Below are 25,985 nucleotides of genomic sequence, written 5' to 3'. Positions count from 1 at the left end.
GGGCGGCGGGCGGTACGCGCGGCCGGCCGGTCAGTTCGCGGCGGCCGGGACATGGACGGTCTCGACCCGGCTGGCCGTGATCCGCTCCCGCTCCAGCCTCGCCGCCCGGCCGCGCAGCCGCAGGATCTGGCTGAGCCCGACGGCCTGGATGACGAACAGCGAGCAGAACGCCACCCGGTAGGCGTCCGGGGAGTGCGCCGCGCCCGCCGAGCCGCCGTCCACCCGGTCCAGGAGCAGGCCGATCGTCAGCAGGGTGATCATGCTGGCGGTGAAGCCGCCCATGTTGACGATGCCGGACGCGGTGCCGAGCCGCTGCGGCGGGTTGGCCGGGCGGGCGAAGTCGAAGCCCACCATGGACGCGGGGCCGCAACTGCCGAGCACCAGCGCCAGCACCACCAGCAGCCACATCGGCGCGTGCGCCGACGGCCAGGCGAGCACCGCGGCCCACACGGCGGTGTTGGACAGGATCACACCGAGGGTGATGGGCATCCTGGCGCGGTTGTGCCGGGCGATGACGTTGCCGAAGACGACGCCGAGCACCATGTTGGACAGCACGATCAGGGTCAGCAGCATGCCCGCTGTGCCCCGCCCGAGCCCCTGCGCCTCCACCAGGTACGGCATCCCCCACAGCAGCAGGAACACCATCCCGGGGAACTGGGTGGTGAAGTGCGTCCACATCCCCAGGCGGGTGCCGGGCTCGCGCCAGGCGGCGGCGATCTGGGCGCGCAGCGGCGGGTGCCCGGACCTGGGGCGCGGCGGGGGGCCCGCCGGGGAGCCCGGCCGGTCCTTGAGGAACACCAGCACCAGCACCAGCGCGAACGCGCCGCCGAGCGCGGTGCCCACGAAGGTCCGCGTCCAGCCCGCCGAGTGCAGCAGACTCGCCAGCAGCAGCGTGCTCACCAGGTTGCCCGCCATCCCGAACAGCGCCGCGAACTGGGCGATCAGCGGGCCCCTGCGCGCGGAGAACCACAGCCCGCCCAGGCGCAGCACGCTCACGAACGTCATCGCGTCGCCGAGCCCGAGCACCGCGCGCGAGATCAGCGCGGGCTCGTACGCCGTGGACAGCGCGAAGCCGAGCTGGCCGGCGGTGAACAGCACGATGCCGCAACTGAGCACCCGCTTGGGCCCGTGCCGGTCCACCAGCAGCCCCACCGGTATCTGCATCCCGGCGTAGACCAGCACCTGGAGGATGGAGAACGTGGACAGCGCGGAGGCGCCGACCCCGAACCGCTCGGCCGCGTCGATCCCGGCGACGCCGAGGCTGCTGCGGTGCACCACCGCCACGACGTAGACCAGGACGCCGATGCCCCACATGGCGGCGCCGGTCCGCCCGCCGGGCGGCTCACCGGTCGGCAACTGCTGCTTCATGCTCCCCCCACCAGTGCCTGGACCCGGCTGACGTGCGCCCGCACCAGGGCGGCCGCGGCGTCGGCGTCCCCGGAGCGCAGGGCGTGCAGGATCTCGGTGTGCTCGGCGATGTTCTTGGTGATCCGGTCGGGTTCGGCGTGCATCACGGCGACGCCCATGCGCAGTTGCCGGTCGCGGAGCTGGTCGTAGAGCTGCGTGAGGATCCGGTTGCCCGCGGCGCCGACGACGGCGGCGTGGAACGCCCGGTCGGCGACGGCGAAGGCGGCGAGGTCGCCGGCCGCGGCGTGCTCGCGCTGGCTGCGCAGGTTCCGCTCCAGCTCCTCGATGAGCCGCGGGGGCGCGGGGCTGACCTTGCGGACCGCGTGCTCCTCCACCAGCCGGCGGGTCTCCACCACGTCGGCGATCTCCTGCGCGGACACCGGCAGGACCAGGGCGCCCTTCTTCGGGTAGAGCTTGATCAGCCCCTCGGCCTGGAGGCGCAGCAGGGCCTCGCGGACGGGGGTGCGGGAGACACCCACGGCCTCGGCGAGGTCGCCCTCGGTGAGCAGGGTTCCGCCCTCGTAGGTGCGGTCGAGGACGGCCTGCTTGACGTGGGCGTAGACGCGTTCGGCGGCGGGGGGCCTGGCGGTGGTGACGGGCATGATGAATGCAGCATAGATACAACAGGCATGCATCCGCCGACCCGTCCGCGATGCGGAACGGCCCCGGGGGCGGGCCCGCCCCGGGCGGACCTGCGTGGTGCTCCCGCCGCACCCGCCCCCGTACGGGCGCGGCGGGAGCAGATCAGGTGGGGCGGGACGCCCCGCGGCGGCCGGCCAGCCGCCGCCCGGCGTCCCGCAGCGCCAGCACCAGCACCGTCGTCTCCGGCGCCAGCAGCAGCACCGCGCACACCAGGCCGTACCAGAACTGCCCGGCCAGCGGGCCCTCGGCGAGCCCGTCCGCGGTCCAGGACAGCACCTCGACGATCACCGGCAGCATGAAGAAGCCGAACCACGCCGCCACCCCGGCGAAACCGCCCAGCCACAGCCAGCGGAACCACCGCCCCGCGCGCACGTCCGCGGGGGACGCCGCCTCCAGCTCGGCCCGCTCCGCCTCGTCCAGCCGCCCGAACGCGCGGGCCAGCATCAGCGACTTCACCCGCCACAGGTCGCGGCAGCCGAGCACGTTGACCAGCACCGCGTACAGGTCGGTGCGCAGGAACACCATGCACTGCCACAGCATCTGCGTCAGCTTGACGAACACCCACGCGGCCAGCACCGCGTCCACCGTGGACGGGGCGGACAGGGCGCCGGTGTGGATGGCCAGGCGCGCCCCGAGCAGCGCCGCCAGCAGCACCGCGTCCACCGCCATCCCGGCCAGCAGCGGCCCGTACCGGCGGCGGCGCGGCAGCGTCCAAAGCTGCGTCAGGTCGGTCTCGAACACCAGCATCGTCATCCGGCGGTCCACGCCGAACCGCGACTCGATGCCCGCGGCGCGCGCCGCCAGGAAGTGCCCGCACTCGTGCAGGGCGACGGCGATCCAGATGAACGGCACCAGCAGCAGGGCGCTGGCCCCGATGTCGCCGAAGACGAACGCGTCGTCGCCCGGGTCGGGGAACAGCGCCGGCTCCAGCGCCAGGACCAGCACGCCGAACAGCGCGCACGCGGCGTACACGGTCCACGCGACCCGCCCGAAGAACGGGCGGACCGCCTCCTGGCGGACCCCCGTCAGCCACCGCCCGCCCTGGATGGGCGCGGTGCGCACCGGCTCGGCCGCCTGCCCGTCGTCGACGAAGCCGAGCTCGGTGAGCACCTCCACGAACGCGGGCACGTCCACCGGCTCCCCGGCGAACTCCTCCGCCTCCGCGGCGGCCTCCTCCACGGTCGCGCCGCGCCCCAGCGCGGCGATGACCACGCCGCCCACCGCGGGGATGGTCACGAACGTGCCCGAGGCCGGGTCGCCGACGAGGACCTCGTCATCGCCCTCCTCGACCACGCTCAGCGGCCGCAGCCGCACCGTCGTCCGCCCCGGCGCGCTCATCGCGCCCCCGCGCCCGCCGCGCGCAGCGGCGCCTGCGCGCACACCGGGCAGTCCGGGTTCCGGGTGAACGGCTGCCACTCGGGGGTCAGCCCGGTCTTCAGGTCCAGCACCACGCGGGTGCCCGCGGCACGGGGCGGTTCGAAGCCGGTGAGGTAGCGCATCGCCTCGTAGGCGATCAGCGAGCCGACCTGCATGGCGATCGGCGCGATCAGCGGGTTGCTGCGCTGGGTGCCCTCGTTCAGCGCACGGGCGATGCCCCCGGTGGTGGCCGGGTCGGGCCGGTCGACGTCGTCGCAGGCCAGGCAGGCGGAGTTGCCCGGGTCCACGGAGACGTAGTTCAACTGAGTGCGGCCGGCCCCGCCGCACACATAGGGCACGCCGACGCGCACCGCGGCCTCGTTCACCCACAGGTTGGCCCGCGGGTCGCCGTCCAGGCCGCCCGCCACCAGGTCCACGCCGTCCACCAGGTCGGCCAGGTCGTCGGGCCCCGACACCCAGCGGTCCACGGCGCGCACCTCGATGCGGGGGTCGTAGTCGGCCACCCACTCCGCGGCCCGCTCCACCTTGGACCTGCCGATATCGCGGTCGCGGTAGAGGAACTGGCGGGCGAAGTTGCGGGCCTCGACCCGGTCGTGGTCCAGCAGCGTCAGCCGGCCCACACCGAGTCCGGCCAGGCACTGCACCAGGGAGGACCCGCCGCCGCCGACGCCCAGCACCAGTACGTGCGCCTCGCGCAGCCGCCGCACGTACTGCGCGCGCGGCCGGTCGGGGCCCGCCCAGGTGCCGAAGAAGGTGAGGTTGGAGAAGTGGCGCTCGTCCGCCACGGGGTCGCCCAGCCACCGGTGGTCGGCGTCCTCCACCAGGCCGAGGTCGGCGAGCCCCGCCAGGCCCTCGCGGACGTCGGCCTCGGTGAGCGGGAAGCCGCGCTCGGTCATGCGGGCGGCGAGCTCCGCGGGCGTCGACGGTGCGGCGGCCAGCTCGGTCAGCAGCGCCGCGACGGTGCCGTCCGGGTCGCCGAGGGTGATCGCCTCCCGCGGGTCGAACACGACGACGAGTTCGTCCCCCGCCGTCTGCCAGACACATTCCTTCACAGTGACGCGCATCGGTTCTCCGGAGCAGCGGAAGAAGGTGCGGGTTCCCGCGGGGAGGGGCCGGGCAGGGCCCCTCCCCGCGGGCTGCCGGGCGTCGGCCTCGACCGGGACCGCACCGGCGGGCGGCTCTCCCCGTCAGGAGCCCGACCTCACCGGGACGCCGTCCCTCTCACGCCCGGGACACGAAACCGCCTCAGGTGGCGTTCTGGGTGGCCTTCACGGCCTCGACCTTGCGAACCTGGATCTTCATGGGTGGCACCCCCTTCCTTCCCCGTGGTGCCGATGCGGAGGGCCGGCGGTGACACCGGCCGGTTTCCGACCCCGTGAGCGATCGGTGCCGGAATTTCAGGTGGCGTTCTGGGTCGCCTTCACGGCCTCGACCTTGCGGACCTGGATCTTCATGCGTCGCACCTCCTCCATTGCCGGGAGTTCACGCGGCTCCGGGCCGGGGGGGTCGGCCCGGATCGCGCTCGCACAAGCGTGCTGCCGGTGGCTGAAACCCCACTGATCCACCGCTGAATCGGTAGGCTGCTCGCCTGGCCAACAGCGCACATCACGGGGAGAGCGCATGGACGGGCTGGAGTTTCGCCTTCTGGGTCCTGTGGGCGTGTGGGAGGAGGGACGGCATCTCGGGCCGGCCACCGCCCAGCAGCGAACGGTCCTGGCCACCCTGCTGCTCGACCCCGGCCGGGCCGTGCCCGTGGACCGCCTGGCGACCGCGCTGTGGGGCACCGAGCGCCCCGACTCGGCCCGCAACGCGATCCAGGGCCACATCTCCCGGCTGCGGCGGCTGCTCGCCCCGTGGCCCGACGTGGAGCTGACCACCACCCCGCAGGGCTACCGGCTCGCCGTGGACCGCGCCCGGGTGGACCTGCACCAGTTCCGCGACCTGGTCAGGGAGGCGCGGCGCAGCGAGCCCGAGCCCGCGGTGAAGCTGCTGCGCTCCGCGCTCGCGCTGTGGCGGGGGCCCGCGCTCGCCGAGGTGTCGGGGCGGTGGCTGCCCGAGGCGGTGGGCGCGGGCCTGGAGGAGGAGCGGCTCACCGCGGTGGAGGAGCGGGCCGGGCTCGACCTGCGGGCGGGCCGGCACGAGGAGGTCGTCGAGGAGCTGTCGGCGCTGGTGGCCGAGCACCCGCTGCGGGAGCGGCCGCTGTGCCTGCTGCTGACCGCGCTGCACCAGTGCGGCAGGAGAGCCGACGCGCTCGCCCTGTTCCGGCGGGTGCGGCAGCGGTTCGTGGACGAGCTCGGCATCGAGCCGGGCGAGGAGGCGCAGCGCGTCCACCAGGCCGTCCTCAGCGGGCAGGGCGCGGTCGGGCAGGGCGCGGTCGGGCAGGGCGCGGTCGGGCAGGCCCCGGGAGGGCACGCCGCCGCGGCCGGGCAGGTGGCCGGGGGCGGGCAGGCCGCCGGGCCCGAGCGGGTCCCGCCGCAGCCCGCGGACGGGCAGCCGTTCCCGGCGCCGCGGCAGTTGCCCCTGGACACCGAGTACTTCACCGGCCGGGAGGCGGAGCTCGCGGCGCTGGACGCGCTGGCCCTGGACGCGCCGGCCCCGCCCGCCGGGCGCCCGCCGGGCAGGGCGGTGATCTGCCTGGTCACCGGCGCCGGAGGGGTCGGCAAGACCGCGCTCGCGGTGCACTGGGCGCACCGGGTGCGGGAACGTTTCCCCGACGGGCAGTTGTACGTCAACCTGCGCGGTTTCGGACCCGCCGAGACGGCGCTGCCGCCGCCCGAGGCGCTGCGGACGCTGCTCGACGCCTTCCGACTGCCGCACGACCGCATACCCGACGGGTTCGAGGCGCAGACCGCCCTGTACCGGGAGCTGCTGGCGGAGCGCAGGTTACTGATCCTGCTGGACAACGCCAGGGACGCCGACCAGGTGCGGCCCCTGCTGCCCGACTCCCCCGGCAGCGTGGTCCTGGTCACCAGCCGCAGCGAGCTGTCCGGGCTCGTCGTCGCCGACGGCGCCCACCCGCTGCCGCTGGACCTGCTGTCCGCGCCGCAGTCGCGGCAACTGCTGCTGCGCCGCCTGGGCCGGCGGGCGGCGGACGCGGCCCCGGAGGCCGTGGACGGCCTGGTGACGATGTGCTCGGGGCTGCCGCTCGCCCTGGCCGTCATGGCGGCGCACGCCGTCGCCCATCCGGCCTCGTGGCTGGAGACCCCCGTCCCCGACCCGCGCGAGATCCGCGGCACCCTGGACGCGTTCGACACCGGCGACGCCAGCACCGATCTGCGGACGGTGTTCTCCTGGTCGTACGCGGCGCTCAGCCCCGACGCGGCGCGGCTGTTCCGGCTGCTCGGCCTCGCCGACGTCCCCGACATCACCCTGGACGCCGCCGCCAGCCTCGCCGGGGTGCCGGTGCCCGCGGCGCGGAAGCTGCTGGGCGAGCTGACCCGGGCGCACCTGGTGGGCGAGCGCTCGCTCGGCCGCTACTTCCAGCACGACCTGCTGTGGGCGTACGCCCGCGAGCTCACCCAGCTCCACGACCCGCCCCCCGACCACCGGGCGGCCCTGAAGCGGCTGCTCGACCACTATCTGCACTCCGCGTGGCACGCCGGGGAGCGGCTGGACTGGGCGTACCAGGTGCCGATCACGCTGGCCCCGCCGGGGCGGGGCGTCGCGGTGACCAGGATCACCGACCGCACGCAGGCGCTGGCCTGGTTCCGCGCGGAGCAGCCCAAGCTGCTGGCGGCGTCCCGGCAGGCGGCGCGCTGCGGGTTCGACGTGCACACCTGGCAGTTGGCCCGCGCCGCCTGCTCGTTCCTGACCAAGCAGGGGCTGTACGACGACCAGGCGGCCATGCACCGCCTGGGCCTCACCTCCGCCGAGCGGCTGGCCGACCCGCACGCGCGGGCCTGGTCCCACCTGGGGCTCGGGCACGCGCTCAGCCACCGGGGCCACCGCGAGGAGGGCAACGCGCACATGCGGCGCGGCCTGGCGCTGTTCGAGTCCATGGACCACCACATCGGGCAGGCCATCGCCCACAACTGCCTGGGTCACGCCTATCTGGAGGACCCCGCAGCCGACCCCCGGGAGGGGCTGCGCCACTGCGAGCGGGCCCTGGAGCTGAACCGGGCGGCGGGCCACCGCGTCGGGGAGGGCCGGAACCTGAACAACACCGGCTGGCTGTACGCGCAGCTAGGGCAGTACGAGACGGCGCTGCGGCGCTGCGAGGAGGCGCTGGAGATCCTGACGGAGGTGGGGGACGCGGTGGGCGAGTCGGCGGCGCTGGACAGCCTCGGCTACGTCCACCACCACCTGGGCAACGCGGATCTCGCCATCGGCCACTACGAGCGGGCGCTGGCGGGCGCCCGGGGCGAGGACCAGGTCAGGACGGCGCAGACGCTGACCCGTCTGGGCGAGGCCCGCCTGTCCGCGGGCCGCCGCGCGGAGGGCCTGGACGCCCTGCGCTCGGCCCTGGCGATCCTCACGGACGTCGCCCACCCCGACGCGGAGTCCGTCCGCGCCCGCCTGGGGCAACTGACCCCCGGCGGCCCCTGACCCGGCCGGGCGGGCGCCCCCGCCCGGCCCCGGGGACGCCGCGGGCCCGGCCGCCCCGAACGGAGCGACCGGGCCCACCGCCCACGGGGGTGGGTCACCCCCAGGTGATCAACCGCTTCGGCCGCTCCAGCACCGCCGCGACGTCCGCCAGGACCTTCGAGCCCAGCTCCCCGTCCACCAGGCGGTGGTCGAAGGACAGGGCCAGGGTGGTGACGTCCCGGGGGACGACCTTGCCCTTGTGGACCCACGGCTGCTGGGTGATCCGGCCGAAGGCCAGGATCGCGGACTCGCCCGGGTTCAGGATCGGCGTCCCGGTGTCCACCCCGAACACCCCGACGTTCGTGATCGTCACCGTGCCGCCCGCCATGTCGGCGGGCGAGGTGCGGCCCTCGCGGGCCGTGGTGACCAGGTCGCCGAGGGCGCGCGCCAGCTCCGGCAGGGTCATGGCGTGCGCGTCCTTGATGTTCGGCACGATCAGCCCGCGCGGGGTGGCCGCCGCGATGCCCAGGTTGACGTAGTTCTTCCGGACGATCTCCTGGTTGGCCTCGTCCCAGGACGCGCTGATCTCCGGGTTCCGCCGGATGGCGATCAGCAGCGCCTTGGCGACCAGCAGCAGCGGGCTGACCCGCAGCCCCGCCATGTCCGGGTCCTGCTTCAGCTCGCGGACCAGCTTGGTGGTGCGGGTGACGTCCACCGTGACGAACTCGGTGACGTGCGGCGCGGTGAAGGCGCTGGAGACCATCGCCTGCGCGGTGGCCTTGCGCACGCCCTTGACGGGGACGCGGACCTCCCGCCCGGCCGGCTCGGCCGGGGCCGCCGCCGGCTGCGCGGCGGCCGGTGCCGCCGGTGCGGGCGGGGCCTCGGGTGCGGCGGGGGCCGCGGCCGCCGCCGCGGCGTGCACGTCCTCGCGGGTGACGATCCCGCCGGGGCCGGTGGGCCGCACCGAGGCCAGGTCCACCCCGAGGTCCTTGGCGAGCTTGCGGACCGGGGGCTTGGCCAGCGGCTTGGGCCCGCCCGCCGCGGGCGGCGGGGAGGGGGGCGCGGCCGGGGCGGAGGGAGCGGACGGGCTCGCCGGTATCGACGGCGGCGCCTTGCGGGGCCGCCGCTTGGCGCTGCCGGTCCGCGGGCCGTAGCCGACGAGCACGGACTGCCGCTCGCCCTCCTTGGCCGCCTTCTCCCCGTTCCCGGCGTCCCCGGCCCCGGCCCCGGCCGCGGGCGGCTCGGGCTCGGCGGCGCGCCCGGCGGGCGCGGGCTCCGCCGGGGCCGGGGCGTCCCCGGCCGAGGGGTCGGTGTCCACGGTGATGATCACATCACCGACGTCCACGGTGGTCCCCTCGGTGTGGCGCAGCTCGTGCACCACGCCGTCGTAGGGGATGGGCAGCTCCACGGCCGCCTTGGCCGTCTCCACCTCGCAGACGACCTGCCCGTCGGTGACGGTGTCGCCCGGGGAGACGTACCACTTGAGGATCTCCGCCTCGGTGAGTCCCTCGCCCACGTCGGGCATCCTGAACTCGCGGAAGCGCTGCGCGGTCACGGTCACAACTCTCCTCGATCCCTGTTCAGTACGCCAACGCGCGGTCGACGGCGTCCAGCACCCGGTCCAGGTCGGGCAGGTAGTCGTCCTCGAGCCTGGACGGCGGGTACGGGGCGTGGAAGCCGCCGACCCGCAGCACCGGCGCCTGGAGGTGGTAGAAGCAGCGCTCGGTGATCCGCGCGGCGATCTCGGCGCCCAGCCCCAGGAACACCGGGGCCTCGTGCGCCACCACCAGGCGGCCGGTGCGCTCCACCGACGCCTGGAGGGTCTCGAAGTCCAGCGGGGACAGCGAGCGCAGGTCCACCACCTCGATGCTGCGGCCGTCCTCGGCCGCGGCGGCCGCCACCTCCAGGGCGACCCGCACCAGCGGGCCGTAGGCCGCCAGGGTGAGGTCGGTGCCCCGGGCGACGACCCGAGCGGTGTGCAGCGGGTCGGGGATGGCCTCGGGGTTGACCTCGGCCTTGTCGTAGTAGCGGGCCTTGGGCTCGAAGAACAGCACCGGGTCGTCGGTCTGGATGGCCTGCTGGAGCATCCAGTACGCGTCGGAGGCGTTGGCGGGGGTGACGACCTTCAGGCCCGCGGTGTGCGCGAAGTACGCCTCGGGGGACTCGCTGTGGTGCTCGACCGCGCCGATGCCGCCGCCGTAGGGGATGCGGACGACGACGGGCAGCTTGACCTTGCCCAGCGAGCGGGCGTGCATCTTGGCCAACTGGGTGACGATCTGGTCGAACGCCGGGTAGACGAACCCGTCGAACTGGATCTCCGCCACCGGCCGGTACCCGCGCAGGGCCAGGCCGATCGCGGTGCCGATGATGCCGGACTCGGCGAGCGGGGTGTCGATGACCCGCTCCTCCCCGAAGTCCTTCTGGAGTCCGTCGGTGACCCGGAAGACGCCGCCGAGCTTGCCGACGTCCTCTCCCATGATCAGGACCTTCGGGTCGTTCTCCAGTGCCCTGCGCAGGGAGGCGTTCAGGGCCTTGACGATGGGCATGGTGGTCATGGTCAGCGCCCCTCGGTGTCGGAGAACGGTACGGCTGCGGACTGGTCCGTGTCGGCGAACGACTCCTGGTACGCGGCGAACGCGGCGCGCTCCTCGTCCACCAGGGCGTGGCCGTCGGCGTACACGTGGTCGAACATCGCCATGCGCTCGGGGTCGGGCATGCTCCGCACGCCCTCCCTGACCCGCTTGGCCAGCTCGTCGCTCTCGGCGTCCACCGTGTCGAAGAACCCCTCGTCGGCGCCGCCGCTCTCGGCGAGGTGGGTGCGCAGCCGCAGGATCGGGTCCTTGCGCTTCCACGCCTCGCGCTCCTCGTCGTGGCGGTAGCGCGTGGGGTCGTCGGAGGTGGTGTGGGCGCCCATCCGGTAGGTGAACGCCTCGATGAGCATCGGGCCGTTCCCCGCGCGCACGTACTCCAGCGCCGCGCGGGTCACCGCCATGACGGCGAGCACGTCGTTGCCGTCCACCCGGACGCCGGGGAAGCCGAACCCGGCGGCGCGCCGGTACAGCGGCACCCGGGTCTGCCGCTCGGTGGGCTCGGAGATGGCCCACTGGTTGTTCTGGCAGAAGAAGATCACCGGCGCGTTGTACACGGCGGCGTAGGTGAACGCCTCGTTGACGTCGCCCTGGCTGGAGGCGCCGTCGCCGAAGTAGGCCACCACCGCGGAGTCGGCGCCGTCCTTCTGCACGCCCATGGCGTAGCCGGTGGCGTGCAGGGTCTGGGAGCCGATGACGATCGTGTACAGGTGGAAGTTGTTGGAGTTGGGGTCCCAGCCGCCGTGGTTCACGCCGCGGAACATGCCCAGCAGGTTCAGCGGGTCCACCCCGCGGCACCAGGCCACGCCGTGCTCGCGGTAGGTGGGGAAGACGTAGTCGTCGTCGCGCAGCGCGCGGCCGGAGCCGATCTGCGCGGCCTCCTGGCCCAGCAGCGACGCCCACAGGCCGAGCTCGCCCTGCCGCTGGAGGGCGGCGGCCTCGGCGTCGAAGCGCCGGGTGAGGACCATGTCCCGGTACAGGCCGCGCAGCTCCTCCGCGGTGAGGTCGATGGCGTAGTCGGGGTGTGTCACCCGCTTGCCCTCGGGGGTGAGGAGCTGGACGAGCTCGGTGCCGTCCGCCGCTCCCGGAGCCGTCCGCTTCCTGGCCGTCCTGGTCGCCGGGGTCTTCGCCGCCTGGGTCGTCTTGGCCTGCTGCGCCTTCTTCGCCTGCTGGGGCGTCCCCGCCGGCTTGGCGCGCGCGGCGGTCTTCCTGGCGGCAGTCGGCGCCTTGCGGGCCCCGGCCCTGCTCTCGACGGTCACGTTCACTCCTCGGTGTGTCCGGCCCCCGGGGTCTCCGACGGCCGTTCCGGTTCACCCGAAAGCCGCCGCTGTCGCACGGGGTGGGTGCGGCTGGGCCCCTCCTGCCTGATGACGGGCGAGAAGGGAGGCTCCGGGTGTGACAGTGCCCCGGTGACGAGCCTGCAAGGACGAACGTTACCCAGTGGGAGCGCATCCGCGCGAAGGGCCCCGTTCACCCCCGTTTACTAGGTATTCCCAGCATTCGCCGCCCCCACAGGCCACCAGGACAACCGCACGGTATCCCGAGCTCCGCCCCCGCGTAAGGGGCTGTGGACGGCGATCGTTGTGCGAGGCTTGGCCTGTGGAAGAAAACGGGCATATCACTGTTTTCCTTCTTGACGATCACGAACTGGTGCGGCGCGGCGTGCGGGATCTGCTCGCCGGCGAGCCGGGCCTCACCGTGGTGGGCGAGGCGGGCACGGCGGCCGAGGCGCTGGTGCGCATCCCCGTCCTGCGCCCGCGCGTCGCCCTGATCGACCTGGACCTGCCGGACGGCAGCGGGGTCGAGGTGTGCCGGGAGGTGCGGGAGCGCTGCCCCGGCACCGCCTGCCTGATCCTGGCCGCCCACTCCGACGACCGGGCGCTGCTGGACGCGGTCACCGCCGGGGCCAGCGGCTACCTGCTCAAGGCGGTGCGCGGCGGCGACCTGGTGCACGCGGTGCGGGACGCCGCGGAGGGCCGCTCGCTGCTGGACCCGCAGAGCACGGCGCACGCGCTGGCGCGGCTGTGCGGACCGGAGGAGGTGCCGGGGGAGCCGGCCGACGTGGCGCGGCTCGCGGAGCTGGGCGAGCAGGAGCGCCGGATCCTGTTCCTCATCGGGGACGGGCTCACCAACCGGCAGATCGGCGAGCGGCTCAACCTCGCGGAGAAGACCGTCAAGAACTACGTCTCCGGGCTGCTGGCCAAGCTGGGCATGGAGCGCCGCACCCAGGTGGCGGCCTACGCGGCCCGCCTGAGGGCGGGGCAGGCTAGCTGAACCACCGCGCCAACGCAAGCGGCCCGGGAGAACTTTTGAACGGGACTTCGGCCGCGCGGGGGGTGGGGGCGGCAGCCGCGCGGTCCGGGAGAACGCCGTGCCGGGGCCCGGCGGGCAGCGCCCCCGGGTCCGCGCGGGGACGCGCTCCGCCCGCGCCGGGCCTCGCCACGAGCCGTTCCGTCCAGGTCAGAGCCCTACGGCGGGGGTCAGGGAGCGGAGCCCTCGCACCTCGGAGAGCACCCTCCCGCCCCAGCAGGACCCGCCGCGCGGCCACCGACCCGAGGGGGCGTGCTCAATTAGTGATAGGAGTGGCCCGAGCGCCGGTTGTGCGCCCCAGCGTGAAATAGCATCTGGCCGTGACTCCTCAGGCAACGGCGCCTACGGAGAGCATGCTCGGCGCGCTCCTGCGCCGCTACGGCGCCGGTCACCCGATCTCCTGCGAACCGGTCGCGAAGGGACTGCTGAACCGGAGCTACCGGCTGTCCACCACCAGCGGCGAGTTCTTCCTCAAGCACTACCTCGACGGGGACGAGGCCGCCATCGCCCACCAGCACCGGGCCACCGTCCGCCTCGGCGAGCTCGGCGTCCCCGTCGCCCCGCCCCTGGCCGACGGGCAGGGCCGCACGGTCGCGGTGTTCGGCGGCCGCTGCTTCGGGCTCTACCGGTGGGTCGAGGGACGGCACCGCAGCGGGGCGGAGCTGAGCGAGGAGGAGTCCGCGCAGCTCGGCTCGCTGCTCGGCCGGGTGCACACCACGCTGGCCCAGGTGCAGGGCCGCCCCGCGGGACCGCACGGCCCCCGGCAGGCCGCGGCGCCGGCCGCCGACCCGGAGGACACCTACTCCCTCATCGAGGAGCTGCTCGGCCTCATCGGCCGCAGATCCGCCCGGGACCCCTTCGACGACCTCGCGGAGCGGCGCCTGCGGGAGCGCCGCGAGCTGCTCGCCCAACTGGCGCACCGGCGCCCCGAGGACGGCTCGGAGCCCCAGGTCGGCTGGGTGCACGGCGACTTCCACCCGCTCAACGTGCTCTACGACGGCCCCCGGCCGGTGGCGATCCTGGACTGGGACCGGCTCGGGGAGCAGCCGCGCGCCGAGGAGGCGGTGCGGGCCGCCGCGATCTTCTTCCTCGACGACACCTCGGACGGCGACCTGGACCTGGCCAAGGTGCGCCGCTACGCCCGCGCCTACCGCGACGAGGCCGGAGTGCCGGTGGAGGAGATGGGCGCGGCCGTGCACCGGGTGTGGTGGGAGCGCCTCAACGACTTCTGGATACTGCGCTGGCGCTACCAGCGCCTCGACCGCAGGGCCGACCCGCTGTTCCCCTCGGCCGCGGCCCTGGTGGTGTGGTGGACGCGGGAGTACGAAGCGGTGCTGGACGCGTTCACGGGCTGAACGCGCCCCCGCCTCGGAGGGCCGGGCCCCGCGGCGTCCGGCGCCGCGGGGTCCGCTCGGGCGCCCCGGTCAGGGGGTGGTGCCGGTGCCCTGGGCGTTGCCCTGGCCGGCGTCGGTGCCGCCGTCGCCGGCGGAGCCCTCGACGGTGCCCTGCCCCTCGTTGGTGGAGCCCCCGGAGTCGTCGCCCTCGGTGGTGCCGCCCTCCTGGCCCTCGGAGTCCGAGCCGCCGACGTCGTCGCCCGGGGGCTCGCTGCTGCCGCCGCCGGACTCCGAGACGGACGGGTCGGGCGAGGCGTCGGTGCCGCCGTCGGTGGTGCCGTTCTGCGGCGGGGGCGAGTGGGAGTACGACGGGTCGGGCGAACGGGAGACGCCGCCGGAGGTGCCGGGCTGCTGCCAGGTGCCGCCGCCGCTCTGCTGCGGGGAGCTGCTCTGCCCGGGGTCCCGCGGCTGCTCGCTCTCCGGCTCCTTGCCGGCGCTCGACGAGGGCTTGGTGGTCCGCGTCTCGGTGGGGGTCTTGTCGCCGCCGTCGCTCAGCGCGCCGCTCGCCGCCGCGATCACGCCGACGCTGACCGCGAGCACCGCGGCCGCGGCGAGCAGCACCGCCTTGCGCAGCCCGCGGCCCTCCCGCCGGCCGCGCTGCCCCGGGACGGGCGGCCCGATCAGGTACGGCGCCTGGTTGGGCGTGCCCCGCGCGGGGGTGGCGGCGAGCGGCTGGGTGTCCCCGGACTGCCGCGGGGTGCCGTGCGCCGGGGTGGGGCCGAAGTGCCCGGTGGCCCAGGTGCCGGAGCCGGCGCCCTCGGTGCCGAGCATGCGCAGGGCGTAGTCGATCTCGCCGCGCATCTCCTCGGCGCTCTGGTACCGGTCGTCCGGCTCCTTGGCCAGGGCGCGCAGCACCAGGCCGTCCAGCTCGGGCGGCACCCGGTCGGAGATCTCGGACGGGACCCTGGGGTCGTCCTGCACGTGCTGGTAGACGACCGACAGCGGGGTCTCGCCGGTGAACGGCGGCCGCAGCGCCAGCAGCTCGTACAGCATGCAGCCGGTGGCGTACAGGTCCGAGCGCGCGTCCACGGCCCGGCCCAGCGCCTGCTCGGGGGAGAGGTACTGGGGGGTGCCCATCACCATGCCGGTCTGGGTCATGGTGGTGGACGCGCCGTGCAGCGCGCGGGCGATGCCGAAGTCCATCACCTTCACCGCGCCGGTGGTGGTGATGATCACGTTGGCGGGCTTGATGTCGCGGTGGACGATGCCGCGCTGGTGGCTGTAGGCGAGCGCCTCGAGCACCCCGGCGATGATCTCCAGCGCCCGCTCCACCGGCGGGGCCTCGCCGCCCAGCAGCAGGTCCCGGATGGTGCGGCCCTCGACCAGCTCCATGACGATGAACGGCACCGAGTCGCCGCCGGGCACCTGGTCCTCGCCGGAGTCGTACACGGCGACCACGGCGTGGTGGTTCAGGCCCGCCACGGCCTGCGCCTCGCGGGTGAAGCGGGCCTTGGCCACGGGGTCGGCGGCCAGGTCGGAGCGGAGCAGCTTCACCGCGACGGTGCGGCCGAGCCGCACGTCGTCGGCGGCGAACACCTCCGCCATCCCGCCCCGGCCGAGCCTGCGAGTGAGGAGGTAGCGGCCGTCGCCGACCGTGCCGCCGTTGCCCCAGCCCTCGGGGGCGTCCGGCTGGTTGTCCCCACCGGCGGCCGGGTCGGGCCCGGAACCTCGCGTCGGTGCCATCAGTCCTCGCCGTCGCTCATGCGCTCGTACACGGTCGTCTCTACCTCCAGCACGCTACCGCTATCCAGGGTGGCGGCGAGACCTGAGGAGTGGGCGAAGCAGGCTGAACACCATGAAATCCGACACACTTCGGCCCGCGCGCACCGGGGCCTGCGGGGAGCCGGGCGCCCGGCCGTGGGCCGCGAGACCCCTGGGGTAAACGAGACTGACCGGTGCGGGGGCACGGTTCCCGGATGGCTTGTTTTCTTCGCCACTGCTGTGGCCAGAGTTGCGGGTGTGCTCAGCGGGCCGCGACCCGGCCGCCGTACCGCCGCGAACCGGGCGCGGTCCGTCGGCGGTACCCACGCGGTCCGGCCGCGTTTGGTCGCGATCCCATAACCGTGGTGGCGGGGTATTGGGCATCCGGTGACGGAACGGTCAAGCAACTTGACGTGTCGGGGCACTGAGGCAGACTTGGCGGGCAGAGTACGACACGAGCGTTGAGGTGCAGCGGTGCGCCGAGGGGGATCCACAACATGAGCGGGGACGGCGCGCGGGGCCAGCACTCGGTCGGCAGCGGCCGGTACGAACTCCAGCACCTGCTCGGCCAGGGCGGCATGGCCTCCGTCCACCTTGGCCTCGACAAGGTCCTCGACCGCCGTGTCGCGGTCAAGACCCTGCACACGGACCTGTGCCGGGAGGCCGCCTTCCGGGAGCGCTTCCGCCGCGAGGCCCAGGCCGTCGCCAAGCTCAACCACACCAACATCGTCTCGGTCTTCGACACCGGCGAGGACATGATCGACGGCGCGCCCGTGCCGTACATCGTCATGGAGTTCGTCGAGGGCAAGCCGCTGCGCGACGTGCTGGACGAGGACATCGCGCAGCACGGCGCCATGCCCACGGAGAAGGCCCTGGAGATCACGGCCGACGTGCTGGCCGCGCTGGAGGCCAGCCACGAGATGGGCCTGGTCCACCGCGACATCAAGCCGGGCAATGTGATGGTCACCGCGCGCGGCGTGGTGAAGGTGATGGACTTCGGCATCGCCCGGGCGCTCCAGTCCGGCGTCACGTCCATGACCCAGACCGGCATGGTCGTCGGCACCCCGCAGTACCTCTCCCCCGAGCAGGCGCTGGGCCGCGGCGTGGACGCGCGCTCCGACCTGTACTCGGTCGGCTGCATGCTGTTCGAGCTGCTCACCGGCCGGCTGCCGTTCGACGGCGACTCGCCGCTGGCCATCGCCTACCAGCACGTCCAGGAGGAGCCGCCCGCGCCCTCCTCGATCAACCAGGCCGTGCCCCCGGCCGTGGACGCCCTGGTCGCCAGGGCGCTGCGGAAGAACCCGGCGGAACGGTTCCCCACCGCGGACGCGATGCGCGAGGAGGCCAAGCGGGTCAGTGGCGGCGCGACCGTCAACACCCCGCTGATCATCAGCGAGGGCCCTCGCGCGCACAGCGCCTCCCAGGCCGTGGCCTCGCAGGTCTTCCCGCAGGTCTCCGGCAGCCTGCCGGGGCCGCCCGCGGCGTCCGTGCAGACCCCGTACGTCCCGCCGACCCCGCCCCCGGCGTTCGGCCCGCAGACCCCGCCGCCCGCGCCGGCCCCCGCCCCGCTGCCGCACCAGAGCCCGACCCCGCCGCCCGCCCCGCAGATGGGCATGGGCGGCTACCCGCCGCCGCCCGGCCCGGCCACCCCGCCGCCGTTCAACCTCGGCCCGTCCGCCCCGCCGCCGCCCGGCTCCAGCTCCAAGAAGGTCATCGGGGTCATCGCGGCGGTGCTGGTGCTCGCGGTGGTGGTGATCGTCGCGGTCTCGGCGGCCAACAAGGGCGACGAGGACAAGCCCGACCCGTGGGCCAGCAGCTCGACGACCTCCTCCCCGCAGGGCGGAGGCACCGACGGCGGCACCACCACCACCGGCGGCGACCGCACCGGCGGCACGGACGTCTCCACCAGCCCGTCCGCGTCGGCCGGCCAGAGCATCAAGCCCGGCCAGCCGTACCAGCAGGTCGAGAAGTCCGAGTGCACCGACCCGGAGGAGATCGGTGGCGAGATCATGATCCCGAGCTTCGTCGGTGCCACGGTGGAGGACGCCCGGGCGTGCACGGAGGCCGCGGGCTGGGAGCTGGTCGAGGAGAGCGAGAACGAGAGCCTGTACGGCGAGGGCATCGTGATCGACCAGGACCCGAAGATCGACTGGGTGGACCCGGACTCGGACATCGAGATCACGGTCTGGGTCTCCACCGGCCACGACTAGACCGGCCCGCCGGGCCCCTCCCGCCGCCGTCCATGGCGGAGGCGGGAGGGCGGCACGCGGACGGGGCGGGGTCCGCCCCGGGAAGCCCGGTGACGGTCCCGGCGCGGGATTCCGCTACAGGTAGGGCCCCGACCGGTGGGTGCCCATCTCGTCGCCCTTGTCCTGGGCGATGACGCCGGGGGGCAGGGCGCGGCGCATCTGCTCCAGTTGGGCGCGCGCCGCCATCTGCTGGGCGAACAGCGCCGTCTGGATGCCGTGGAAGAGGCCCTCCAGCCAGCCCACCAGTTGCGCTTGGGCGATGCGCAGCTCGGCCTCGCTGGGCACCGACTCGTCGGTGAACGGCAGCGAGAGCCGCTCCAGTTCCTCGACCAGCTCGGGGGCGAGCCCCTGCTCCAGCTCCTTGACCGAGCTGGCGTGGATCTCCTTGAGCCGGGCCCGGCTGGCCTCGTCCAGGGGTGCCGCGCGGACCTCCTCCAGCAGTTGCTTGATCATGCTGCCGATCCGCATCACCTTGGCCGGTTGCTCGACCATCTCGGTGATCGGTGTCTCGCGGTTCTCGTCGTCCTCGCCGGTCCCCGAGGCACCGGCACCGAGCGCCATGCCGTCGGGGCCGACGACGAGGACGTGCGGGCTGTCCTGGGAGGGTTCGTTGCTCGGCTTGTCCATACGGACATTCTCCATGACGGCTCCCGGGCGGCCCCGCCGCCTTCGGACCCGCCCGTACCCCGCCACCGGCACCCCCGCCGCGGTACGGGCGGGGGTGCCGGTGGCGGGGAAGCGCGGAGGCGGGGCCGGGCGGGGAACCGCGGGGGCGGGGCGGCCGGAAGGGCCCGCCTACTGGGCGGCCCGCCGCGCCAGGGCGGTCCTGGAGCGGGTGAACAGCGCCGCCAGCAGCGCCGCGCCCAGCGGCACCACCACCAGCAGCTCCAGCAGCGTCGTCCACGGGATCACGACCGGCACATGCACGTCCCGCATCTGCTCCCAGCCCATCCGCGCCGCCTCCTCCGCGTCGGCCTGCTCGTAGCGCTCCTCCGCCTTGCGCAGCCCGATCGCGGGCACCAGCCCGGCGGCGGTGCCGAGCACCACGCCCATCCCGGCGACCACCCAGCACTGGAACCCGGACAGGGTCCTGCGCACCCGCGGCGGCGCGCCGACGGCGGTGAGTGTGTTGAGGTCGGCCTCGGCGTCGGCTTGGGCGAGCCCGGTGGCGATGGCCGCGGCGCCGATGGTGACCAGGCCGGCGAAGATGGTCAGCGCCAGCGCGATCAGGTCGTCCCCGCCCTGGTGGCCGCGCTCCAGGTAGGGCTCGGCGGCCACGTTGAGCTTGGCCACCTCGCCGTCCAGTGCCTGCCGTTCGGCGCTGGAGGGCGCCCGCGAGGTGGTGTACAGGGAGCCGTACGGCGTGGTGCCCACGCCGGCGGCCTCGGCGGCGGCGGGCGGCACCAGCACCTCGAGGCCGTAGGCGTGCCCCTTGGCCAGGTGGGCGGGGAAGGCGACGGTCCGGTGCTTCTGCTTCTCCGTCTCCTCGATCTTCTCGTCGTAGGAGTCGATCAGCCGGAACCGGACCTTGCCGTCCTCCACGTAGGGCCGGTGGAAGACCACGGCCTCGCCCCGCTCCAGGGCGCGCCGGGCGCCCCGGTCGCGCACGCCGAGGGCGTCGAGCACCTCGGGGCCGCCCACCAACTGCCGCCCGTAGGCCATGAAGTGGCCGTCGCTCGCCATGTAGCCGCTCGCGCAGCGCCAGTCGTCGACCAGTTCCCTGCGCCGCTCTTCGCTGAGCGCCCCGGTGTCGCCGTCGTCGGACCACAGCTCGCACTCGTTGGCCTTCGGCACGACGACCTCGTACATCCCGCAGCCGTGCTGCTGGGTGGCGTAGGGCCCGCAGTCCTTGCCGTCGGCCACCACCCGGGAGACGTCGGCGCGTTCGGCGACCGGCAGGCTGTCCTGGACGACGCCGCGGATCCGGCCGAGCTGGCCCGCGTCCTGCTTGTCCACGAACACCGACAGGGTGTGGTCCGGCAGGGCCGCCCGGTACTCGTCCCGCGCCTCGCGGTCGGAGCTGGCGGTGTAGGTGACGACGGCGACGGTCCCGGCGACCGCGGCGAGCACCGCGGCCACGGCGGGCGCGGTGCGCCCGCGGTTGCGCACCGCGTCCCGCAGGGCGAGCCGCGGCGACAGCGGGAGCCACCGGCCGAGGCGGCCGAAGGCGCCGACCAGGGCGGGGGTGAGGGCGACGATGCCGAGCTCCGCGACGGCGGAGCCGGCGCCGACCGCCAGCACGCTGTCGGTGACCACGGTGCCGAACAGGGCGATCGCGACGCCGAGCAGCACGGCCGTCACACCGAGCGCGGGCAGCACCCGTGAGGCGCGCCGCACGCCGCGGCGGCCGGTCAGCGACTCCAGCACACTCTCCCGGGCGGCGGCGAACGCCGGGAAGACCGCCGCGAGCAGCCCGGTGACCAGGCCGACCAGGGCGATGCCGAGCAGGTCCAGGGGGTGGATCTCCAGGCCGCCGAACCGCTTGCCGACCGCTTCCTCCAGCGTGGGCCGCAGCACGGCGGTCAGGCCGAGCCCGAGCAGCAACCCCAGGACGGCGCCGGCGGTGCCGATGACCAGGCCGCCGGAGAGGACCACGGCGCGGATGTGGCGGCGGTCGCCGCCGTTGGCGCCGATCAGGCCGAGCTGGCGGCGGGAGCGGCGCGCGCCGACGGCGAACGCCGGACCGGCGAGCAGGCAGATCTCCAGCACGGCCAGGCCGACGACGGTGGCCGCGACGATCAGCACCTCGGGGTCGGCCCCCGAGTCGCCCCCGGGTCCGTTGTACGCGGCGTAGTAGGGGACCTCGGCCTCCGGCGGCGGGTCGAGCACGACGTGGCGTGAGGTGACGACCAGGCTGTGCCGGTTGGCCTCGCGGACCATGTCCCAGGTGACCGGGCCGTCCACGGCGACCAGGTAGCCGAGCCGGACCGTGGCGTAGTCCTCGCCCGCCTCCTTCCTGGCCTCGGCCAGGGCCTGGAGCATCGACCCCTGGTGCGCGAGGACGACGCTGTCGCCGAGCTGGTCGGGCAGCTCGATCTCGCCGACGATGGTGAACTCGCCGTGGGTGTCCCGGACGGTGGTGCGGTCACCGATGCCCAGGCCGCTCTCCTCCAGGAACTTCGCGCTCGCCGCGATCTCCCCGGCCCGGCTGGGGAACTCGCCCTCGCGCAGGGTGAAGATGCCGGCGGCCAGCGGGTCGGCGGCGTCCAGCTCGCGCACCTCGGCCTCGAGCAGGCCGTGCTCGCTGCGGAAGGAGGCGTAGCTGTCGGCCTGGGTGATCCAGCGGGCGCCCTCCGGCAGCAGCGGCGGGACGTCGACGTACTTCTCCTCCGCGGCCCGCGGGTCCTGCTCGTACTTCCGCTCGACGCCGTACGACTCGCCGTCCGGCGTCTGGAGGACCGGCAGGCCGCCCTGGCCCGTCGCCTCGTAGCGGGCGTCGGCGGTGCCCAGGGAGCGGTCGAGCTCCTCGGCCGTGCTCAGGCGGCTGCTGCGGACGGTGATGTCGAGCGCGCTCACCGCGAGGATCGGCAGGGCGATCATCAGCAGCACCAGCAGGCTCCGGCCCTTGTTCCGCCAGGCGTCGCGTCTGGCGATGCGGACGGCGGCCCGCCAGGAGTGGAAGCGGCCTGTCACCGGTGCGCCCCGTCCGTCAGCAGCGTCTCCGCCGCGGACCGGACCGTCTGGTCCACCACCCGGCCGTCGCGCACGAACACCACCCGGTCGGCCCAGGCGGCGAACCGCGGCTCGTGGGTGACCAGCACCCCGGCGGCGCCCGCGTCGCAGCGGCTGCGCAGCAGGGCGAGCACCGTCTCACCGGTCTCGGAGTCCAGCGCGCCGGTCGGCTCGTCGGCGAGCACCAGGCGGCGGTCGCCGACCAGCGCGCGGGCGAGGGCCACCCGCTGCTGCTGGCCGCCGGACATCTCGTCGGGGAAGCGGTCGGCGAGATCGGCCAGGCCCAGCTCCTCGAGCGCCGTCAGGGCCTCGCGGCGGGCCTTGCGGGACGAGACGCCGTCCAGCTCGCGGGGCAGGGCCACGTTCTCCGCGGCGGTCAGCGCGGGGATGAGGTTGTAGTCCTGGAAGACGTAGCCGATGCGGCGGCGGCGCAGGGCGGCGGCCTGGGCGCGGCTCGCCGTGACCAGGTCGGTGCCCTCCACCCGCACGACGCCCGAGGTGGGCCGGTCCAGGCCCCCGGCGATGGTCAGCAGGGTGGACTTGCCCGAGCCCGAGGGGCCCATGACGGCGACGAGCTCGCCGGGGTGGACGGCGAGGTCGACGCCGCGCAGGGCGTGCACCTCGGCGGCGCCGCTGCCGTGTATGCGGGTCACGCCCCGCATGTCCAGGACGGGGTCCGACGGTGTTGCGTTCACGGTGGAGTCCTTGGGTGGTGTGGTGGGGCCGGGCCGGGCGGCGCTCAGCGGCGGCGCAGGCGGGAGCGGGCGGGGGCCGGGGCGGGGGCGGGCGGGGCCGCCGGGTCCGGGTGCGCCGGCTGCCTCGACCGGTACTCGGCGGCGATCCGAGCCAGCCGGGCCTCGCAGTGGTCCAGCCAGCGGGCCTCCGCCTCGGTCTGGAAGATCAGTTGCTCCAGGACGAGCAGCCAGGCCACCTCGTCCCTGCCGGGTCCCGCGGCGCCGCCCTTGGCCATCTCGGCGAGCGCGCCGGCCTTCAGGCGGGTGTAGTCCTGGAGCGCCTGGACGGTGTGGGAGCGCTGGGCCTGGATGACGTCGCGGACGTCCACGCCGGGCGCGCCGACGGCCATGGCCAGCTTGATCGCCAGCTCGTCGCGCGGGGGGTTGGCCCGGTCCACGGGGGTGGCGAACCAGGAGCGCAGCTCGTCCCGCCCCTGGTCGGTGATGGCGTACAGGGCGTGGCCCGCGTCGTCCTCCCCGGAGGGCTCGACGAGGCCGTCACGCTCCAGGCGGCCGAGGGTCGTGTAGACCTGCCCGACGTTCAGCGGCCAGGTCGAGCCGGTGCGGGTCTCGAACTCGGTGCGCAGTTGGTAGCCGTAGCGGGGGCCGTGTTCGAGGAGGGCCAGCAGGCCGTGGCGGATCGACATACCGCGTATGTATACCGAGTATGCAGCGGGTCCACAAGCGTCGCCGGAGCGCGCGCACGCCCCCGGCCGGGGTCCGGGCACCACCCGAGCATCCGAGGAAACCGCAGGTCAGGACCGGCCATACCGAGTATGCAGGGCCGCGGTTCACCCCACGCGGTGTCAGCTTTGTCTCAGCCGGATCCCCAGCAGCGCCGCCCCCAGGCCCACCAGCGTCAGCCCCGTCCCCAGCGGCAGCAGATCGGCCGTCCCGCCGCGCGGCAGCGTCCGGGAGGCCGGGGCGGGCCCCTGCGCCGGACCGCCGGGACGCCGCCCCGGCTCCTCCGGCCTGACCCCGCCCCGGGGCGCGTCGGCGGCGGGCGCCGGGGCGTGGAAGACGGCGGGGGCCGCGCCCACCGCGGGGCCCGCCGCGCCGAGCAGGGCGGCGGCGAGCAGGGGCCCCAGCGCGGCGGAACGTATCAGCCGGCGCGCGCGGCGGCGCGGTCCCCGGTGTGCGGACACAGGCGGCCCTCGTCTCTCAGGCGCCCCATCGGCGAGCCGGAACGGATGACTGGCTTCAGGTTCGCACACCATGACGAAACGGGCATGCCGGGCGCCCCGGGGCGGTCACACCGTCAGCAGCACCTTGCCCACGTGCCCGCTCTCCTCCATCACCCGGTGCGCCTCGCCCGCCTCCGCCATCGGCAGCGCCCTGTCCACCACCGGCCGCACCCGCCCGGCCTCCACCAGCGGCCACACGTGCTCGCGCACCGCCGCCACGATCGACGCCTTCTCCCGGGGCGGGCGCGCCCGCAGCGACGTCGCCGCGACGGAGGCCCGCTTGGCGAGCAGCTTCCCGAGGTCGAGCTCGGCCCTGCGGCCGCCCTGGAGCCCGATCACCACGAGGCGCCCGTTCACCGCCAGCGCGTCCACGTTCCCGGCCAGGTACTTCGCCCCGACGATGTCCAGGATCACGTCCGCCCCCGCGCCACCGGTGGCCTCCCTGACCCGTTCGACGAAGTCCTCCTCCCGGTAGTTGACGGTCACGTCCGCGCCGAGCTCCGCGCACCGCTCCAGCTTCGCGGCGCTGCCCGCCGTCACCACCACCCGGGCGCCCGCCGCCTTGGCCAACTGGATCGCCATCGTCCCGATCCCGCTGGACCCCCCGTGCACCAGCAGCGTCTCGGCGGGCCGCAGCCGGGCCGCCATGAACACGTTGGACCACACCGTCGCGGCGACCTCGGGCAGCCCCGCCGCCGTGACCAGGTCCACCCCCCGCGGCACCGGGAGCAGTTGCCCCGCGGGCACGGCGACCCGCTCGGCGTACCCCCCACCGGCGAGCAGCGCGCACACCTCGTCCCCGACCCGCCACCCGGCGACCCCCGGCCCGAGCGCGGCGATCCGCCCGGAGCACTCCAGCCCCGGATACGGCGAGGCCCCCGGCGGCGGGTCGTAGAACCCCTTCCGCTGCATCACATCGGCCCGGTTCACCCCCGCGGCCACCACCTCGACCAGCACCTCGCCCTCCCCCGGCACGGGCTCGGCCACCTCCACCCACGCGAGCACCTCGGGCCCACCGGGTTCCTTGATCGCGATTGCCTTCATGTGGGGGACGGTACCCCGGGGCATGGTGGGTATGGGGGTGCGGTGGGGCCGGGGAATTCCGGGAATTCGCGATTTCGGGCACCCGAGTGCAATCGCGGCGCTAGCGTTTCTTTTGCCTGTCGGTGAATCAGATAGGCGTTCCCGCAGCCATCATGGGAAAACCAGGGGGTTTTCATGTCGCGCCCGCCGCACGAACTGGATCCGTACCGCTCGGCCCGCGACTTCTACGGCGCGGAACTCCGCCGCTGCCGGCAGAAGGCCGGGATGACGCTGGAGGAGCTGGCGGAGAAGCTGCTCAGCAGCCGAAGCCACCTGCAACGGGTGGAGATCGGGGAGGCGCTGCCGCCCGATCACTACTCCGCGATGCTCGATGAGTTGTTCGAGACGGACGGGCTTTTCACACGGCTGTATGAACTCGTCCGGCAGACCCAGGAAATCCACCCGCAGCAGTTCCGCCGCCGGATGCAGTTCGAGGCGCGGGCGCAACTGATCCAGGAGTACACGCCGCAGATCGCCCCCGGCCTCCTCCAGACCGAGGGGTACGCTCGCGCGCAGTTCGAGCTGTTCAACCCCCGGGCCACCTCGGAGGAGATCGAGAATCTGGTGACCGCTCGCCTGAGTCGGCAGGATCTGCTGAAGGCCGACGCCCCGCCGGAACTCTCCTTCATCATCGACGAGGCGTTGGTGCGACGTTCCTACGGCACTCCGGACATCATGCGGGAACAGCTCGCCCGCCTTGCCGACGCGGCACTCACTCCGACGACCATGGTCCAGCTCATCCCGTTCCGCCACGGAGGGCACGCCCTTGCGGGCGGCACGCTCACCCTCATGACGCTCCACGACGGAACACAGGTCGCCTACGAGGAGGCCGGCTCCACGGGAACGCTCCTGGAGAGTTCAGATAGTGTCACCGCCCGTCAGCGGGCCTACGATCGGCTCAGGGCGTGCGCCCTGCCGCCGAGCGAGACAGCGGCGTTCCTGCGGTCCGTGATGGAGGAGCTTCCGACATGAACGCTATCCCTGACCTGACGCACGCACAGTGGCTCAAGTCCACCCACAGCGGCAACGGCGGCGGGAACTGCGTCGAGTGGGCGCCGTCCCACGCCCCCACCGGCCTGATCCCCGTCCGCGACAGCAAGGACCCCCACGGCCCCGCCCT

General features: G+C 74.4%; 20 protein-coding genes. 6 read left to right on the top strand and 14 right to left on the bottom strand.

Translation table 11 applies throughout. The features are described from left to right. Window positions 1-30 precede the first annotated feature (30 nt). The 4 genes from ACYVO2_RS00160 to ACYVO2_RS00145 form a co-directional block, all read right to left on the bottom strand. A complete protein-coding gene (locus ACYVO2_RS00160) occupies window positions 31-1,368 on the bottom strand; it encodes an MFS transporter (RefSeq protein WP_461005410.1) in 1,338 nt (445 codons plus the stop codon). Further along, window positions 1,365-2,009 carry a GntR family transcriptional regulator gene (locus ACYVO2_RS00155; protein ID WP_461005409.1) on the bottom strand — a complete coding sequence of 215 codons (645 nt, stop codon included), beginning with the start codon at window positions 2,007-2,009 and terminating at the stop codon, window positions 1,365-1,367. The genes ACYVO2_RS00160 and ACYVO2_RS00155 overlap by 4 nt, the downstream gene beginning before the upstream one ends. Before the next feature lie 142 nt (window positions 2,010-2,151). Next, window positions 2,152-3,387, bottom strand: coding sequence for a hypothetical protein (locus ACYVO2_RS00150; RefSeq protein ID WP_461005408.1), 1,236 nt, complete (start codon window positions 3,385-3,387; stop codon window positions 2,152-2,154). Next, window positions 3,384-4,490, bottom strand: a complete 1,107-nt coding sequence (locus ACYVO2_RS00145; RefSeq protein ID WP_461005407.1) for a HesA/MoeB/ThiF family protein — start codon at window positions 4,488-4,490, stop codon at window positions 3,384-3,386. Before ACYVO2_RS00145 ends, ACYVO2_RS00150 begins: the two co-directional genes overlap by 4 nt. Before the next feature lie 556 nt (window positions 4,491-5,046). Here ACYVO2_RS00145 and ACYVO2_RS00140 point away from each other — a divergent pair. Then, window positions 5,047-7,971: an AfsR/SARP family transcriptional regulator gene (locus ACYVO2_RS00140; protein ID WP_461005406.1), complete on the top strand. Its 2,925-nt coding sequence runs from the start codon at window positions 5,047-5,049 to the stop codon at window positions 7,969-7,971. Between the two features lie 94 nt (window positions 7,972-8,065). On the opposite strand, the gene ACYVO2_RS00135 is transcribed toward ACYVO2_RS00140, so the two are convergent. From ACYVO2_RS00135 to pdhA, 3 genes are read right to left on the bottom strand one after another with little or no spacing between them, the layout of a single operon-like run. Next, window positions 8,066-9,511 carry a dihydrolipoamide acetyltransferase family protein gene (locus ACYVO2_RS00135; RefSeq protein ID WP_461005405.1) on the bottom strand — a complete coding sequence of 482 codons (1,446 nt, stop codon included), beginning with the start codon at window positions 9,509-9,511 and terminating at the stop codon, window positions 8,066-8,068. Window positions 9,512-9,530: 19 nt separating this feature from the next. Continuing rightward, window positions 9,531-10,505 carry an alpha-ketoacid dehydrogenase subunit beta gene (locus ACYVO2_RS00130; RefSeq protein ID WP_461005404.1) on the bottom strand — a complete coding sequence of 325 codons (975 nt, stop codon included), beginning with the start codon at window positions 10,503-10,505 and terminating at the stop codon, window positions 9,531-9,533. A gap of 2 nt (window positions 10,506-10,507) precedes the next feature. Next, a complete protein-coding gene (gene pdhA, locus ACYVO2_RS00125; protein ID WP_461005403.1) occupies window positions 10,508-11,797 on the bottom strand; it encodes a pyruvate dehydrogenase (acetyl-transferring) E1 component subunit alpha in 1,290 nt (429 codons plus the stop codon). Between the two features lie 340 nt (window positions 11,798-12,137). On the opposite strand from pdhA, the gene ACYVO2_RS00120 reads away from it, so the two are divergent. After that, window positions 12,138-12,812: a response regulator gene (locus tag ACYVO2_RS00120; protein WP_461005402.1), complete on the top strand. Its 675-nt coding sequence runs from the start codon at window positions 12,138-12,140 to the stop codon at window positions 12,810-12,812. A gap of 389 nt (window positions 12,813-13,201) precedes the next feature. Further along, a complete protein-coding gene (locus ACYVO2_RS00115) occupies window positions 13,202-14,203 on the top strand; it encodes a phosphotransferase (RefSeq protein ID WP_461005750.1) in 1,002 nt (333 codons plus the stop codon). A 69-nt stretch (window positions 14,204-14,272) separates the two neighbouring features. On the opposite strand, the gene ACYVO2_RS00110 is transcribed toward ACYVO2_RS00115, so the two are convergent. After that, on the bottom strand, window positions 14,273-15,925 hold the full coding sequence (locus ACYVO2_RS00110; protein WP_461005401.1) for a protein kinase domain-containing protein: 1,653 nt from the start codon (window positions 15,923-15,925) through the stop codon (window positions 14,273-14,275). 515 nt (window positions 15,926-16,440) lie between these two features. On the opposite strand from ACYVO2_RS00110, the gene ACYVO2_RS00105 reads away from it, so the two are divergent. Next, entirely contained in the window at window positions 16,441-18,153 is a 1,713-nt protein-coding gene (locus ACYVO2_RS00105; protein ID WP_461005400.1) for a Stk1 family PASTA domain-containing Ser/Thr kinase, read from the top strand. A gap of 114 nt (window positions 18,154-18,267) precedes the next feature. On the opposite strand, the gene ACYVO2_RS00100 is transcribed toward ACYVO2_RS00105, so the two are convergent. The 6 genes from ACYVO2_RS00100 to ACYVO2_RS00075 form a co-directional block, all read right to left on the bottom strand. After that, window positions 18,268-18,819, bottom strand: coding sequence for a bacterial proteasome activator family protein (locus ACYVO2_RS00100; RefSeq protein ID WP_461005749.1), 552 nt, complete (start codon window positions 18,817-18,819; stop codon window positions 18,268-18,270). Window positions 18,820-18,987: 168 nt separating this feature from the next. Next, complete coding sequence (locus ACYVO2_RS00095; RefSeq protein WP_461005399.1) at window positions 18,988-21,825, bottom strand: FtsX-like permease family protein; 2,838 nt, start codon at window positions 21,823-21,825, stop codon at window positions 18,988-18,990. Continuing rightward, a complete protein-coding gene (locus tag ACYVO2_RS00090) occupies window positions 21,822-22,526 on the bottom strand; it encodes an ABC transporter ATP-binding protein (protein WP_461005748.1) in 705 nt (234 codons plus the stop codon). The genes ACYVO2_RS00095 and ACYVO2_RS00090 overlap by 4 nt, the downstream gene beginning before the upstream one ends. Before the next feature lie 77 nt (window positions 22,527-22,603). After that, window positions 22,604-23,245: a PadR family transcriptional regulator gene (locus ACYVO2_RS00085; RefSeq protein ID WP_461005398.1), complete on the bottom strand. Its 642-nt coding sequence runs from the start codon at window positions 23,243-23,245 to the stop codon at window positions 22,604-22,606. Window positions 23,246-23,404: 159 nt separating this feature from the next. Beyond that, window positions 23,405-23,743, bottom strand: coding sequence for a hypothetical protein (locus ACYVO2_RS00080; protein ID WP_461005397.1), 339 nt, complete (start codon window positions 23,741-23,743; stop codon window positions 23,405-23,407). 105 nt (window positions 23,744-23,848) lie between these two features. Beyond that, window positions 23,849-24,826, bottom strand: a complete 978-nt coding sequence (locus ACYVO2_RS00075; protein ID WP_461005396.1) for an NAD(P)H-quinone oxidoreductase — start codon at window positions 24,824-24,826, stop codon at window positions 23,849-23,851. A gap of 174 nt (window positions 24,827-25,000) precedes the next feature. Here ACYVO2_RS00075 and ACYVO2_RS00070 point away from each other — a divergent pair, with 174 nt between their 5' ends. Together ACYVO2_RS00070 and ACYVO2_RS00065 are read left to right on the top strand one after the other, a co-directional pair. After that, window positions 25,001-25,837 carry a helix-turn-helix domain-containing protein gene (locus ACYVO2_RS00070; protein ID WP_461005395.1) on the top strand — a complete coding sequence of 279 codons (837 nt, stop codon included), beginning with the start codon at window positions 25,001-25,003 and terminating at the stop codon, window positions 25,835-25,837. Next, window positions 25,834-25,985: DUF397 domain-containing protein (locus ACYVO2_RS00065; RefSeq protein ID WP_461005747.1), on the top strand; the 152-nt coding region annotated here is incomplete at its 3' end. The genes ACYVO2_RS00070 and ACYVO2_RS00065, both read left to right, overlap by 4 nt.

The organism is Streptomyces capparidis (genome assembly GCF_054782095.1).
Note: the sequence above shows the minus strand (reverse complement) of the source record. Positions and strands in the feature narration are given on the sequence as shown.